We start from the raw sequence: 15,412 nt of genomic DNA on the forward strand, positions 1-15,412 counted from the left end.
GGCTTCAAAAAAACAATAAAAATACAAAAAAAAATAAAAAATTTTATTGCATTTCAAACTAAATTGTGATAGTTTTAACACGATTAACTGAGAGACAATTATAAAGCTGGGGAATTTCAGTCGTTTCTGAGCTTTTTACAATGGAATTCAGTAAAAAAATTCATTCAAAAAACGAAAGAAAGGGAAACCATATGGCAAAGTTAAAAAAATGGATAGGTAATTTAAAAGTTGCAGAGAAATTGAAGGTATATCGGATGGCGGTATTAGTTATGACAGCGTTTTTCGTACTGGTGGCACTTGTATCGACATTAGTGATTCGTTCGAATATACGTCATATTACGGAAGTGTGGTCTCCTTCACTTGAGTATCTGCAGGAATTAGAAACAATGACTGCTAAGTATAGAATCAAGCAGTATCAGCATCTTGTAGAATCAGATGCCGCAGCGATGGCTACGTGTGAAAAAGAAAATGATAATATAGAAAGTCAGATTAAAGACGCGACAGCTAAGTTAGGTGAGATAATTAATTCAAATAAGAAAGCACAGCAAGGAAAAGCCGATTACGAAAAGGCAACTTCTGCGTGGGAAGAATACTTATCAACTTCAGATGAAGTATACAAATTGAGTAGAGATAATAAACAGGCTGAAGCAGCGAAGATTATGATCGGAAGTGCATATGAAAGCTATATGTCATTTGTAAAACAATTAAATACATTACATGATGATTTCCAGGTGGAATTAGATAATGCGAAAACACTTGCCAACATCTGTACTATTATTATTTTTATTGTCATTATTGTAACAGGAATCGCGATTGCAGTAGTTGCAACAGTTATCGGAAAGATAATTACAGATTCAATAACAGAACCGGTACAGCAGATAGATGCAGCAGTTGCCAGTCTTAGAAAAGGTGAACTGTCTAATATAGAAATGCTTACTTACGAATCAGATGATGAGTTCGGAGATACAATAAGAATGCTGAAAGAAGCAATGAATATTCTTTCAGATTATGTCCGTGAGATTTCTCAGGAGGTTAAATTGATAGCTCAGGGTGATTTGACAAGAAATGGTGATGATATTACACCGTTTCTGGGTGATTTTTCAGAATTGAAAGAGTCACTTGTATATATTTTAAAACGATTTAACAGTACATTGTCAGAAATTAGCGGTATTGCTGAACAGGTTACACATAACGCAAAGGAAGTTGAAAGTGCATCAAAGTCTTTATCAGATGGTGCAACGGAACAGGCCGGAGTTATTCAGGAATTGAATGCAACAATAGATACAGTTGTTGACCTTGCTGTAGATACTGCAAAGGAAACAAAAAATGCATCTGAACGTGTAAAAGCTTCTGCGAACAAAGCGAATGAAGAAAAGGAAAAAATGAATGTTCTGTTGACAGAGATGGAACATATTACAGAAATATCTAAGGAAATAGGTAATATTATTACAGATATTGAAGATATTGCTTCACAGACTAATTTGTTAGCTCTTAATGCTTCGATAGAAGCTGCCAGGGCAGGTGAGGCAGGTAAGGGCTTTGCGGTAGTAGCAGATCAGATAGGAAAACTTGCTGCAGACAGTGCGAAGTCAGCGGTAAATACAAGAGATTTAATAGATAAAACTTTAGTTGAAATTCAACGAGGAAATTCAGTTACAATTACAACGGCAGAAGCTTTCAATCAGATTATTTCGGACATGGATTCGTTTGCAGAAATGGCAGAGAATACAATGGAGAAAGCCAATGCACAGGCAGAGTCATTAGAGCAGGTCGGACAGGGAATTGAACAGCTTTCAGGTGTTGTACAGAGTACAGCAGCATCATCAGAAGAGAATACAGCAATTAGTATTAATCTCTCAGAGGGTGCAGATAAGATGAATGAGCGTGTAAACAGATTTAAGTTATTCTAAAGGTTAAAAGAGAATTATAATGATATTGGGGCATAAAAGACCTGATTCCACTTATGAGCAGGTTCATGTGGGGTTAGGACTTTTAACTCTGGTATTTTATGATACGATTAGGAAAGAAAGGTTCTTGTTGTGAGTGAGAATATATTTAAGGTATTTGGTAAGCTGCCAAAAGAAACTTTATTAGAAATAATCGCAAAATGTATGGATGATTATCTATATGTATATGATTTGCAGAATAATACAATAGAATTTTCTGAATCGGCTGTGAACCGTTTTAAGATATCGGATAATGTTATGAATAATTTTACTAATGATGTTTTACAGTTGGTTTATGAAGAAGACCGTAAGATGCTCCAGGAGCACCTTGCGGCTATATATGAAGGAAAAGAAAAGGTACATAATCTTCATTACAGATGGCTTGATAAAGAAGACATGCCGGTATGGATTAACTGCCGCGGTATAGTGATTGATGATTCACAAGGGAACGCACAATATTTGGTTGGCTGCATGAAAGAGACTGGCAATCAAAGAAGAGCAGATAATGTCACAGGATTGCTTGGAGGTCCTGAATTTAATGCCTATATGCGCTCGCAGAAGACACACCTTTCTAAGGGATTTCTTATGCATATAGGAATAGATGATTTTGGAGCAATCAATAGTTCACGTGGAGCGGCTTACGGCAATTATATTCTGAAAAGTGTAGCTGACTGCATGAAGGAATGTCTTTCTGATAAACAGAGGATATATCATCTTGTAGCCGACCAGTATGTGATTGTTGATTTGGAACATTCTTCAAAGGACTATGCCGCGGAGCTTAAGAAAAAGATAGATGACAGACTGTATAAGTTTATAGTATCTGAAAACTACGAGGCTGTTTTTTCGATTTCTGTTGGTGTTGTGGATGCGGTAACATTTTGCGAAGGCTACGAGGAGTGCCGCAAGAAATTTGCATTTGTCCTTAAAAAAGCCAAAAAAATGGGAAAAAATGGATTCTATATATTTGATGATAACGACTACGAGAGCTTTTTAAGAACAGGAAAGATAGTAGCGGCACTCCGTAATTCTGTTGTGAATGGATTCAACGGCTTTGAGGTGTATTACCAGCCAATTGTGGATTGCAGCTCAGAGCGGGTTATTGGTGCAGAGGCGCTTATGCGTTTCTCAATGACCTCTGAAGAAGATACGGAGACAGTTTCACCAGTAGACTTCATCCCATTACTGGAAGAAACCGGGTTAATTATCCCGGCAGGAAGATATATATTAGATGAAGCAGCGAAAACATGTTGTGAAATGCAGCAATATATTCCTGATTTTAAGATGAATATAAATGTTTCATATGTTCAGATTATGCATGGCAATGTTGAAAGAGATATATTGGATGTGATTAAAAAATATGATTTACAACCGGATTCCATATGTATTGAAATGACGGAAAGTGGATTTATGGATATGACACCGGTATTCTGTAAGTTCAGGAAAGCGTTGGATGAGAACCATATCTGCTTTGTAATAGATGATTTTGGCACAGGGTATTCTAATTTCCATTGTATACGTGATATGAATCCCAGCTATGTGAAAATGGATAGGGATTTTACTGCAAAGGCGATGAATGATGCAAGAGATTATGAATTGTATAAAAACATCATTCCGATGGTACATAGTATTAATGTCAGGATATGTGCAGAGGGCATTGAAAAAAAAGAATGGAGCCTTAAAATGAAAGAAATGCAGGTTGATTATTTACAGGGATACTATTATGGCAGACCCTGTGAAAAAGAACAGTTTATTCAACGATATAAATGTTCATAACAGCCGCAGGCTTTTTGACGGATCATCTGGTACACAAAAAAATTAAAAAAAATTAGCACTCGCCTATTGACAGTGCTAATAATAAGTGCTATAGTACAACTAGAACAAAGGAAAGGAACAAATAAAGAAATTGAATTTGTTTTAAAACATCCCGGTTCCAGAGTAACAGGTAAATGAGCAGCGATTTTAGAAAAGGAGAGATGACTTATGTTAATGCCTAGTATTTTTGGAGAAGATTTATTTAATGATGATTTTATGAATGGATTTAAGTTCCCGGATGTAGACAAGGTTCTATATGGTAAGCACGCTTCTAATGTTATGAAAACAGATGTCAGGGAAACGGAAAGCGGTTATGAAGTAGATATTGATTTGCCGGGCTTTAAGAAAGATGAAATCAGTGCCAGCCTTGAAAATGGCTATCTGACCATCAGTGCTTCTAAAGGTCTTGACAAAGATGAAGAAAAGAAAGACGGCAAATATATCCGCAAGGAGCGCTATGCTGGCGCAATGAGCAGAAGCTTCTTTGTTGGTGAAGACCTGACACAGGAAGATATCAAGGCAAAATACGAGGACGGTATCTTAAAACTTTCTGTTCCAAAGAAAGAAAAGGCACCGGTCAAGGGTGATAAGTATATTGCCATTGAAGGATAACCTGTAACTGCAAATTGTGACTGTACAACTTATAAGGCATTTTGATGAAATGTCAAAAATGCTGATAAATAACCCTATATAATAGGTAGAAAGACTCCACAGCCGGAGAAATTCATAGGCTGTGGAGTCTTTTTATTTAATACAAAACTATCAGGGGCAAAAGCCTAAAATCATTGCGGTTGTCAGGCGCAAAATATAGTGGAAGATTATGAAAAATACGAACAAAAATATGTGATACATGCACAAAAAATAAAAAGAAATACATATAAAAATAGCAATTGCGCACAAAAATAAAATATGATATAATAATGGAAACTAAAAAATAAAAAATAGTTTCCAACAAAAGTACTACACAAAACACAAACGGAGAAGGAGGGAACGATGAAAGAAAGTATACAGGAACAAAAACTGCAGCAGAAGATTTTAGAGGGTACGATAGAAGCCTTTAATCAAAAGGGATTGAAATTCACCATGGATGACCTTGCAGGAATCCTCGGCATGAGCAAGAAAACCATATATACGGTCTTTTCAGACAAGAATTCTCTGTTTCTTTCCATGGTTGATTACCTGTTTGATACGATAAAGGAAAGCGAGCGTGCCATATTGGAAAATGAAGCATTGTCCACAGTGGAGAAAATCAGGGCAATTCTCGGTGTCATGCCGGACAGCTATAAAGACATTAATTTTGCGAAGCTGTATCTGCTCAAGGAAAAATATCCTGAAATATACACAAGGGTAGAACAGCGGCTGGAAGGCGGCTGGGAAATGACGATGGGACTGCTGGAACAGGGAATAAAAGAAGGATGTATCCGTCCCGTGAATTTATCCATTTTTAAATTGATGATGGAAGCCGCACTGGAGCAGTTTTTCCAGCGTGATATTTTAGTCAACAGTGGACTTTCCTATACGGAAGGGTTAAGCGAAGTGGTTGGCATTTTACTGGACGGAATCGAGAAAAAGGCATAGAAAGGGGCAAGGTTATGGAAGACAAATCAAAAATGATTTACGGCAATGAAATCGGCCGCAAGGCATACAGAAATGCCATTCATTCTAAGAAAAAATTTATCAAAAAATATGGCGATGATACCGGCACAAAATATCCGGTGCGGCTTCGTAAAAATGCGGTGCTTGGCGATACGCTTGGCATTGTCGATGTGCGTGTTGCCAAAAAGCACGGCACAGCCGGAGAGAAAAATCAAACGATACCGTTTGATACGGAAAAAGGCATTATTGTGGGAAATATCCGCATGGGCTTCGGTCATTACCGCATTTCCATGGCGATTGCTTCGGCGGCACATGCAATGGGCTATGTACCGTACTGGATGGATTTGAATTCTTATGAAGATACGACCTGTACAAAGGTTATCCGTGCGCAGAATGATTTATACTCACTGGGGTCAAGATTGTCCCAGAAAAGCCGTCTGTTTAACCGGTTTGTCTGGGAACCGATGAATTACGAGGGCTTTAGAAAGCTTTCTTACAATGCATCAGACCAGAAAAATGCGGAACTGATGGCAGCTGTATTTGCAAATGTGCCAAAAGAAATTCCGGTCATTGCCACACATGTATGGCCGGCGCAGGCGGCGGTGCATGCGGGCATGAAGCGTGTTATCAATGCCGTGCCGGATAACTGGCCAATGGCATTGCATTTGTCAGAGGGCAGTATTCATACGGTGCAGACGCGTTTTGCCTACCAAGGCTACCGTATTTTAAACGGCATGGATAAAAACAAAGTGTTAAATCCAATGCCAAAGGACAGCCTTGTGTATACAGGCCACTACATTGACCATGAGCTGGTGCAGGGAATCGAAGAAGACTGTGCGGCAAGGCGGGCGCGCAAAATGCAGAAAAAACCGATGCGCTTTCTTTTGACGATTGGCGGTGCGGGTGCGCAGAAAGAAATTTTTGCAGAGATTATCCGTTATTTAATACCGCATATCAGGGACGGACGTGCTGCACTGTATGTCAATGTGGGCGATTATAAAAATGTATGGGAGCAGTTAAAGGCAGAAATTCCGCAGATGAAGACACTTTCTTGTGAACATTTTAACAACTGGGAGAATACAAAAAAGTTTGCAGAGGAAGCCCTGACGGGAGAAGTCACGGGAATCCACGGATTCTGGCATGAAAATATATTTGAAGCGGTTTACTGTACCAATCTTTTGATGAGAAGCTGTGATGTGCTGGTTACGAAACCGAGCGAACTGGCATTTTATCCGGTGCCGAAGCTGTTTATCAAGCGTGTCGGTGGACATGAACAGTGGGGTGCAGTCCATTCGGCAGAAATCGGTGACGGTACGCTGGAATGTCGTGACACCGGTCATACACTGCAAATGCTGGAGTTGTTTTTAAATGAAGAAACGCTGTTATTTCAGATGTGTAACTGCATTGAAGCCAATAAAAAAGCAGGCATATATGATGGGGCATACAAGGCGGTGGAACTGGCAGCCGCAGAAAGTAGGTAAGGTATGTTAAGTAAAAGGGAAATGGCTTCTTACGGACTGGGTGCCGTGGGAAAAGACATGGTTTATATGTTTTCGGCAAGTTATATTTTGTATTATTATCAGGATATTTTAGGTGTCAGCGCGATTGCAATGGGCATGATTTTAATGGCGGCGCGCGTGTTTGATGCGTTTAATGACCCGGTTATGGGGGTTATTGTGGCAAAGACAAGGACACGGTTCGGGAAGTTTCGTCCGTGGCTGTTTGTGGGAACGGCGCTCAATGCCATCGTGTTGTATCTGATGTTTGCGGCACCGCCTGCATTGGACGGCGGCGGGCTGGTAGCCTATGCGGCGGTTACATACATTTTATGGGGTGTGACCTATACCATGATGGATATTCCGTACTGGTCCATGATTCCGGCATTTACGCAGGGAGGAAAGGAACGTGAAAATCTTTCCACGCTCGCACGTTCCTGCGCCGGGGTCGGTTCTGCACTTGTAACGGTTATCACTATGCAGTGCGTCTACTTTTTCGGAAACGGCAATGAAAGAACGGGCTTTAAGTGGTTTGCCCTGATTTTATCCGTATTGTTTTTTGTATTCATTCTGATTACCTGTCTGAATATCAAAGAAAAATCAACGGTTGATGTCGATGCGCCGTCCATAAAGCAGATGTTTAAGGCATTACTGCAAAATGACCAGGCAATGACGGTTGTTATTACCATTGTGCTGATTAATACATCGGTATACATTACGTCCAATCTGGTGATTTACTTTTTTAAATATGATTTCGGCGGTGCGGACTGGTACAACGGCTATACGCTGTTTAACACCTTTGGCGGTGCAATACAGATATTGTCGATGATGATTCTGTTTCCGTTACTGCGTAAATTTTTAAATACAATCCGCATTTTTTACGTGAGCTTTGCCATGGCGATAGCAGGATATTTAGTGCTGCTGGTGCTTGTATTTACAACAATGTCCAATGTATTTATACTGTTTATTCCGGCATTTTTCATCTTTGCGGCAAACGGCATGTTACTGGTGCTTACAACCATTTTCCTTGCCAATACCGTGGATTATGGTGAATTAAAAAATAAGCGCAGGGACGAGAGCGTGATTTTTTCTATGCAGACATTTGTTGTAAAATTAGCTTCCGGTGTAGCGGCACTGGTTGTATCCGTGTGCCTGTCGCTGAGCCATTTAAGTCAGGATACGGCAGTTGTGGCGGGAGAAGCCGCACAGGCAGGCGGTTCGCTGGTCGGACTGCGTATGACAATGACGGTGCTTCCGATTGCAGGACTGTTACTTGCTGTGTTTTATTTTCACAAGAAATATATTCTGACAGAGAGTAAAATGGAGGAGATTAACAATACACTGCGGGCTTAAAAGGTATATATGATAAAGAAAGGATTTCCGATATGATTATGATAGAAAAAAATCTGTATGCACTGCATACACGGCATACGTCTTATGTATTTTGTGTCATGGAGAGCGGACATCCGGAGCATTTGTATTATGGAAGGCGGATTCATGCACAGCAGACCGTAATGATGGAAAAAAGGGCATTTCTTCCGGGCAATACGATTGCGTATGACAGCAGTTTTGAAAATCTTTCATTGGAGGATTGCTGTCTTGAAATGTCATCTTACGGAAAAGGCGATATCCGTGAACCGTTTATTGAAACAGAATATGCGGATGGCAGTACAACGGCGGATTTTTTGTTTGAGAGCGCACAGATTTCCGAAACAAAATGCGGCTTGCAGACACTTCCGGGTGCATATGATGAAAACGGCAAATCCGAACAGCTCAAGGTCGTTCTGGCAGACAAAGAAGGAAAAACAAAGCTGGAACTGTATTATGACGTATACGAAGACTGCGATGTGATTACAAGGCGCGCTGTTTTTAAAAATGAAGGAGAACAGCCTGTGAAGCTTAGGCGGCTGATGAGCATGCAGCTTGATTTACACAGGGCAGACTATGTGCTTTCAACATTTCACGGCGCATGGACACGGGAAATGAACCGCAGTGAAGCCGTGCTTGAAACCGGAAAATATGTCAATGAATCCTTTACGGGAACGTCATCGAGCCGTGCCAATCCGTTTATCATGCTTGGCAGAAAAGAAACGACCGAGGACACCGGAGAGTGTTTCGGAATAAATCTTATTTACAGCGGCAGTCACTATGAAGCTGTAGAGGTGCAGGCAGGACGTACAAGAATCGTTTCCGGTATCCAGCCGAAAAATTTCTGCTTTACGGTTGGCACAGGTGAAGTTTTTGAAACACCGGAAGCGGTGCTGACCTATGCGGCATCAGGTTATAATCAAATGAGTCACCAACTGCATGATTTTGTGCAGGAGCATGTTGTTCGCGGCACATGGAAACGGAAACTGCGCCCGGTGCTGTTAAACAGCTGGGAAGCGGCGTATTTTGACATTAACGAAAGGAAACTGCTACGCCTTGCAAAGGCGGCAAAAGAAGCGGGAATCGAACTGTTTGTCATGGATGACGGCTGGTTTGGAAACCGGAATGACGATAAGAGTTCCCTTGGGGACTGGTATGCCGATGAAAAGAAGCTGCCGGGCGGACTTTTGGGAATTGCGCAGAAAATCAAAGCACTTGGACTGGATTTTGGTATCTGGGTAGAACCGGAAATGGTGAGTGTCAACAGCCGTTTGTATGAAAAGTACCCGGACTGGGCAGCTGCCGTTCCCGGCAGGAATCATTCCGAGGGCAGAAACCAGCGGATTTTAGATTTAGCCAATCCGCAGGTGCAGGAATTTGTCATTGAAGAAATGAGCCGTGTTTTTTCCGGTGCGGATATTTCTTATGTCAAATGGGACATGAACCGGATTTTCAGTGATGATTATTCACCGTATCTGCCGCCGGACAGACAGGGTGAAGCAGCACACCGCTATATCTGCGGGCTGTATCACTGCATGGACGTATTGACAAAACGTTTTCCGGATATTTTATTTGAAGGCTGTGCGGCAGGCGGCAACCGCTTTGACCTCGGCATTTTGTGTTATTTTCCGCAAATCTGGGCAAGCGATAATACAGATGCGGTCAGCCGCGCGCAGATTCAGAACAATTACACTTACGGCTATCCGCCGTCCGTGCTTAGTTCACACGTTTCAGCAAGCCCGAATCACCAGACACTGCGCCGCACGCCGCTTGAAACACGCTTTGCCGTGGCGGCTTTCGGGAATTTGGGTTATGAATGTAATTTCTGTGATATGTCCAAAGAAGAACTTGAGGCGGTGAAAGCACAGATTACCTTGTATAAAGAAAAGCGGGAGCTGTTCCAGCGGGGAATTTTTTACCGCGGCAGAAGTTTTTCGGACAGGGATATCCGTGACAGCAGTGTACTGTCGGCGGGCGGCGGCAGTCTGATGGAGTGGAGCTGTGTCAAAAAAGATACTTCCGAAGCGGTCGGATTGCTGATGAATAAACTTGCGGTGGCAAACACGCCGCATACATGCTTTTATGCAAAGGGATTAGACCCTGAAAAGCAGTATCATTTTTACAATCGTGCGTTAAAGTACAATATCAAGGATTTCGGGGATTTGGTCAACACCGCATCGCCGGTGCATATCCGTCAGGATTCCCTGATACAGCACCTCGCCGCCAAATGGATTAAAATAAACGGTGAGCGGGAGGACTACCATGTATTCGGCGATACGCTGATGTACTGCGGTGTGCGCTTAAAGCAGGCATTCTGCGCAACGGGACTGAATGATGAAGTGCGTTACTTCCCGGATTTCGGCGCAAGGCTTTATTTTATGGACGAAGAAAAAACACGGTAAGTATGATTTTTACGAAAAAAGCAGTTGACAGATTTTATTTTCTGTGTCTATAATGAAAAAAACGAAATACTTCGGTAGGTGAGGTTACCACAGGGATTTGGATTTTCCTAAGGTTGCTGCCGCAAATTTGTGGAGACACAAATCGTTGGTCAGCAGGCTATGTCGGTTTAAGGCATAACCTAATGCAACTAATATGCCCTGTGATGCTAAAGCTTGGACGACGGAAGCACAGCGCCAGATAAAGAAACAGGTGCGCAAAGATTAAGATTGAATTTCAAACTCCGTCGTCAGACGGAGTTTTTTTAGTATTAAAGGAGGTGAGGCAAATGGATTCGGGCGTCAGTTATCATTCGGAAAATTTACAGAATACGGATACGACAGAAGGGAGCATAGAAAATGGAGAAGAACATTTTTATGGAACTTCTGGCAGCAAGAGAATTCAAAGCAATCAGAAGCATTTTAAATGTGATGAATGCAGTAGACATTGCCTCACTGCTGTCAGAATTTGAAGAAAAGGAACTTGCACAGGCATTCCGTCTGATTCCGAAAGCAAAGGCAGCCGAAGTTTTTGCCAATATGAGCAATGCAACACAGAGCTGTCTGATTGATGCTTTCACGGAAACGGAATTAAAAGAAATCATAGACGATATGTTTATGGACGATACCGTGGATTTACTGGAAGATTTACCGGCAAATGTCGTAACAAGGATTTTATCCAATATCAATCCGCAGAAGCGTGCGCAGATTAATATTCTGCTGGATTATCCGCAGGACAGCGCAGGCAGCATTATGACAACAGAATATGTGTCACTCAAGCGCACCATGACCGTAAAGCAGGCAATGGCACATATTAAAGAAGTAGGAATCCACAAGGAAACGATTTATACCTGCTATGTGCTTGAAGCGCGCAGACTGGTAGGCATTGTGACCGCCAAAGACTTAATGGTGGCAGATGACGACAAAACGATTGAAGAACTTATGCGGACAGAGATTATTTTTGTGCATACGGGCGATGACCAGGAGCAGGTCGGACAGTTATTTTCAAAATATGATTTGCTGGCACTTCCGGTTCTGGATACCGATGAATGTATGGTCGGAATCGTTACGGTCGATGATGCACTCGATGTTGTGGTTGATGAAGCGACAGAGGATATATCACTCATGGCAGCAGTCAATCCGAGTGAAAAATCTTACTTTGAAACACCGGTGCTGACACATGCCAAAAACAGAATTGTGTGGCTTTTGGTGCTGATGTTATCCGCTACGGCAACGGGCGTGATTATCACACACTATGAAAATGCGTTTGCGGCAGTGCCGATTTTAGTATCCTTTATTCCAATGCTGATGGATACAGGCGGTAACTGCGGTTCACAAAGTTCCACGCTGATTATCCGTGGGATTGCACTGGGAGAAATTACCTTTCGTGATATTTTTAAGGTGATGTTTAAGGAATTCCGGATTTCAATTATTGTCGGTGTGATTCTGGCACTGGCAAACGGGCTTAGAATCCTGCTGATGTATAAGAACTTTTCACTGGCGGTTGTCATTTCAATTTCACTGGTTATTACAGTTATTTTTGCAAAGCTTATCGGCTGTATTCTGCCACTGCTTGCAAAGAAGCTGCATTTTGACCCGGCAATTATGGCATCGCCGCTGATTACAACGATTGTGGATACCTGTTCAATACTGATATACTTTAATGTGGCAACGGTGGTATTCCATTTATAATTAAGGTAAGTGCAAATATGTGAGGACACGGACAGAGAACAGATTTTTATCGGATACGAAAATTACCGTGGATTGCGGATAAGAACGGGTATGACATACATATTTTGCAATATACTAACAGAGTAATATGGTGCAGAGGTGCGAAAAAATTTGAAAAGCACTGAAGAAAAATGCAAAAAAGTGAAAGGAGCATGACAAGTGGCACAGGATATAAAGACTGCGGACATTGCGATTATCGGTACAGGACCGGCGGGCATTTCTGCCGCTATTACCGCAAAAATCAGAAATAAAGAGATATTTTTGTTCGGCGCTGAGCCGGTGAGCAGTAAGGTGGCAAAAGCACACCGGATTTTAAATTATCCGGGACTGCCTGCCGTTTCGGGAGAGGAGCTGGCACAGGCATATAAAAGACATTTGGACGAATTGCAGATTGCGGTTACGAAAAAAAGAGTTCATGCCGTTTATGCAATGGGCAGTTATTTTGCCATTCAGGCAGGACAGGAGCAGTACCGGGCAGACAGCGTGATTTTAGCCTGCGGCATGACGGCGGATAAGCCGTTTCCGGGTGAAAATGAATTTTTGGGACGCGGCGTCAGCTATTGTGCAACGTGTGATGCACAGTTTTTTAAAGGAAAGACGGTCGCAGTTATCGGATATACTAAAGAATCCGTTGAGGAAGCACAGTATTTAGCGGAAATTGTGGGAAAAGTGTTATACTTTCCAATGGGCAAAGAAGCTGTATTGCCGGGGCTTTCCGGTAACATTGAAATCTGTACGGAAAAGCCGGCAGAGATTACCGGCACGATGAAAGTGGAGCAGTTAAAGACTGACGGAAAGCTGTATCCGGTGGACGGCATTTTCATTTTACGGGAAGCCGTCTTTCCGGGACAGCTCGTTCCGGGCTTAAAGACCGAAAAAAATCATGCCGCCGTCAATCTGCAGATGGAAACGAATGTGGCGGGATTATTTGCCTGCGGCGATATTGCGGGAACGCCGTATCAGTATATTAAAGCGGCGGGACAGGGCAATGTTGCGGCACTTTCGGCAGTGTCTTATTTAAACCGTAAAAAAGAAACTGTGTGATGACCGTGTGCTTAGGGCGCAAAGAAGTGTGTGAAAGACCTTGTATTTCAAATGCCGGATATGGTATGATAAGAAGAAGTGAGTTTAAGGAAAAGTCTAGGAGGCAATTATGAAGGTTACACCGGTTAAAGGAACAAACGATTATCTTCCAAAGGAAGTGGAAATCAGGGATTATTTACAGCAGAAGATTCTTGAAGTCTATCTTGCCAATGGATTTGAACATATTATTACACCTGTAATTGAAGATATTGAAAATCTGGATAAAAGTGATGGCGGAGAAAATCTGAACCTCATTTTCAAGATTATGAAGCGTGGCGATAAGCTGGATAAGGCACTGGCATCAGGCGTGACTTCGGAAAATGAGAATGTGCTTGCGGATATGGGACTGCGTTATGATTTGACACTTCCGCTCAGCAGATATTATGCGAATAATAAAGACAAGCTGACACTTCCGATGAAATGTATCCAGATGGACCGTGTGTATCGTGCAGAACGTCCGCAGAAGGGCAGATTAAGAGAATTTATCCAGTGTGATATTGATATTATCGGTTCAGAATCCAACGATTCGGAAATCGAACTGATTTTAACAACCACAAAGGCATTACAGGCAATCGGCATGAAGAATTTCAAAGTTAAGTTAAACGACAGAAGACTGTTACGTGCCGTATTAATGCAGATGGGCTTTGCGGAAAATGAATTAGACAGTGTGTGCATTACATTTGATAAGCTGGATAAAATCGGCATGGACGGTGTAGAAGCAGAACTGACAGAAAAAGGATTTGCAAAAGAAGCCATTACAAAGTTTACACAGTTCCTTGAAAAAAATGATTTTAGTCTGGATTCTTTAAAGGATATGCTGGAAGATAAAGAACCGGCAGAGAGTCTTGAAAAGATTATGACAACAGTGAAGGCACTTTCAGCAGGGGCATACGATGTGGTCTTTGATTTATCACTGGTCAGAGGACAGGGATACTACACAGGAACCGTTTTTGAAGTGGAAAGCATTGACTTTAAGGGCGCAATCGCAGGCGGTGGAAGATATGACAATCTGATTGGCAAGTTTTTAAACCAGTCCATTCCGGCAGTCGGATTTTCAATCGGATTTGAGCGTATTTTCTCTATCCTTATGCAGAACGGCATTGAAATTCCGGACGGCAGTAAAAAGATTGCCGTATTATATGAAGACGGACATTTAACAGAAGCTGTCAAGACAGCTGAAAAGTTAAGAAGTGAAGGCATGATTGCATCCCTTTATATAAAACCGAAAAAGACCGGTAAGTTTTTAAGTAAATTAGAGGAGCGCGGCTATGCCGGATTTTACAATGTAGAACAGGCAGAAGAAGTCAGCTACTTTGGTGCATAAAAGGAAAAGAGCTGTGGCACAAAAATCAGAAATCCTGATTGCGTGCCACAGCCTTTTTATTGTATCGTGCATTTATCGAGTGCTGTCTGAATGGCATTCAGAAGCATTGTAGCGGTGTATTTGTTCTCAGCGGGATATGTAATATTTTTGGTAGAACCGCTTTCAATTACGGAAGCACACAGTTCGGAAAAGGTGCTTTCCAAAGAAGGGTAGAGCGTTGTAACCGGTTCGGATAAGTTTACGAGTGCAATATTCTGAATACTGTTTTTATCGACTGTCACTTCGATATCTACGGCGTTGCCGTTTAAAGAAACACCGGCTCTGTAAACACCCGGTGTATAGCAGGCGGAAACACCCGCAGAAACAGATTTGGCACCGTTGACAGAGCTGGCTGCGGCATCTTTAGAGCCGCCTGCAAGCGATGAAATCATAAAAATCAGTAAAAGAATGGCAATCACCGCGGCAATGGCACCAATCAGCAGTTCACGGCGGTGTAAAACAATAATTTTTGTCTTTGAATTCATATCCACACACTTCCATAATTGTTATCATTGATGGTATACTATATGCAGAAAATGATTGAATCATGACAGAATAATCGCCGGAGGTTCGGCAGAA

Annotated in this window: 11 protein-coding genes and 1 riboswitch; of the genes, 10 read left to right on the forward strand and 1 reads right to left on the reverse strand. The window is 41.9% G+C overall.

Annotated elements, in window-relative coordinates:
- The first annotated feature begins 191 nt into the window (after positions 1-191).
- The 10 genes from WMO37_RS00345 to hisS all read left to right on the forward strand — a co-directional run bounded on the left by WMO37_RS00345 (position 192) and on the right by hisS (position 14,794).
- Positions 192-1,910, forward strand: coding sequence for a HAMP domain-containing methyl-accepting chemotaxis protein (locus WMO37_RS00345; protein WP_349153979.1), 1,719 nt, complete (start codon positions 192-194; stop codon positions 1,908-1,910).
- A gap of 129 nt (positions 1,911-2,039) precedes the next feature.
- Complete coding sequence (locus WMO37_RS00350) at positions 2,040-3,719, forward strand: EAL domain-containing protein (protein ID WP_349153980.1); 1,680 nt, start codon at positions 2,040-2,042, stop codon at positions 3,717-3,719.
- A gap of 207 nt (positions 3,720-3,926) precedes the next feature.
- Positions 3,927-4,370, forward strand: coding sequence for an Hsp20/alpha crystallin family protein (locus WMO37_RS00355; RefSeq protein WP_022432860.1), 444 nt, complete (start codon positions 3,927-3,929; stop codon positions 4,368-4,370).
- A gap of 381 nt (positions 4,371-4,751) precedes the next feature.
- Entirely contained in the window at positions 4,752-5,336 is a 585-nt protein-coding gene (locus WMO37_RS00360) for a TetR/AcrR family transcriptional regulator (protein WP_349153981.1), read from the forward strand.
- A 14-nt stretch (positions 5,337-5,350) separates the two neighbouring features.
- Positions 5,351-6,835 carry a DUF6937 domain-containing protein gene (locus tag WMO37_RS00365; protein ID WP_022432858.1) on the forward strand — a complete coding sequence of 495 codons (1,485 nt, stop codon included), beginning with the start codon at positions 5,351-5,353 and terminating at the stop codon, positions 6,833-6,835.
- Positions 6,836-6,838: 3 nt separating this feature from the next.
- A complete protein-coding gene (locus tag WMO37_RS00370) occupies positions 6,839-8,203 on the forward strand; it encodes a glycoside-pentoside-hexuronide (GPH):cation symporter (RefSeq protein WP_022432857.1) in 1,365 nt (454 codons plus the stop codon).
- A 32-nt stretch (positions 8,204-8,235) separates the two neighbouring features.
- Entirely contained in the window at positions 8,236-10,620 is a 2,385-nt protein-coding gene (locus tag WMO37_RS00375) for an alpha-galactosidase (protein ID WP_349153982.1), read from the forward strand.
- A gap of 63 nt (positions 10,621-10,683) precedes the next feature.
- A riboswitch (M-box (ykoK) riboswitch) is annotated at positions 10,684-10,853 on the forward strand.
- Positions 10,854-11,016: 163 nt separating this feature from the next.
- The gene (gene mgtE, locus WMO37_RS00380) at positions 11,017-12,348 is read left to right on the forward strand and encodes a magnesium transporter (RefSeq protein ID WP_022432855.1); all 1,332 of its coding nucleotides are present in this window, start codon (positions 11,017-11,019) and stop codon (positions 12,346-12,348) included.
- Between the two features lie 198 nt (positions 12,349-12,546).
- Positions 12,547-13,431, forward strand: a complete 885-nt coding sequence (locus WMO37_RS00385; RefSeq protein WP_227089510.1) for an NAD(P)/FAD-dependent oxidoreductase — start codon at positions 12,547-12,549, stop codon at positions 13,429-13,431.
- Positions 13,432-13,540: 109 nt separating this feature from the next.
- Positions 13,541-14,794 carry a histidine--tRNA ligase gene (hisS, locus tag WMO37_RS00390; RefSeq protein WP_022432853.1) on the forward strand — a complete coding sequence of 418 codons (1,254 nt, stop codon included), beginning with the start codon at positions 13,541-13,543 and terminating at the stop codon, positions 14,792-14,794.
- Positions 14,795-14,850: 56 nt separating this feature from the next.
- Here hisS and WMO37_RS00395 read toward each other — a convergent pair whose 3' ends face one another.
- Entirely contained in the window at positions 14,851-15,318 is a 468-nt protein-coding gene (locus WMO37_RS00395) for a hypothetical protein (RefSeq protein ID WP_022432852.1), read from the reverse strand.
- Positions 15,319-15,412 lie beyond the last annotated feature (94 nt).

It is taken from the genome of Lachnospira intestinalis (genome assembly GCF_040095895.1).
GTDB classification, from domain to species: Bacteria; Bacillota; Clostridia; order Lachnospirales; family Lachnospiraceae; genus Lachnospira; species Lachnospira intestinalis.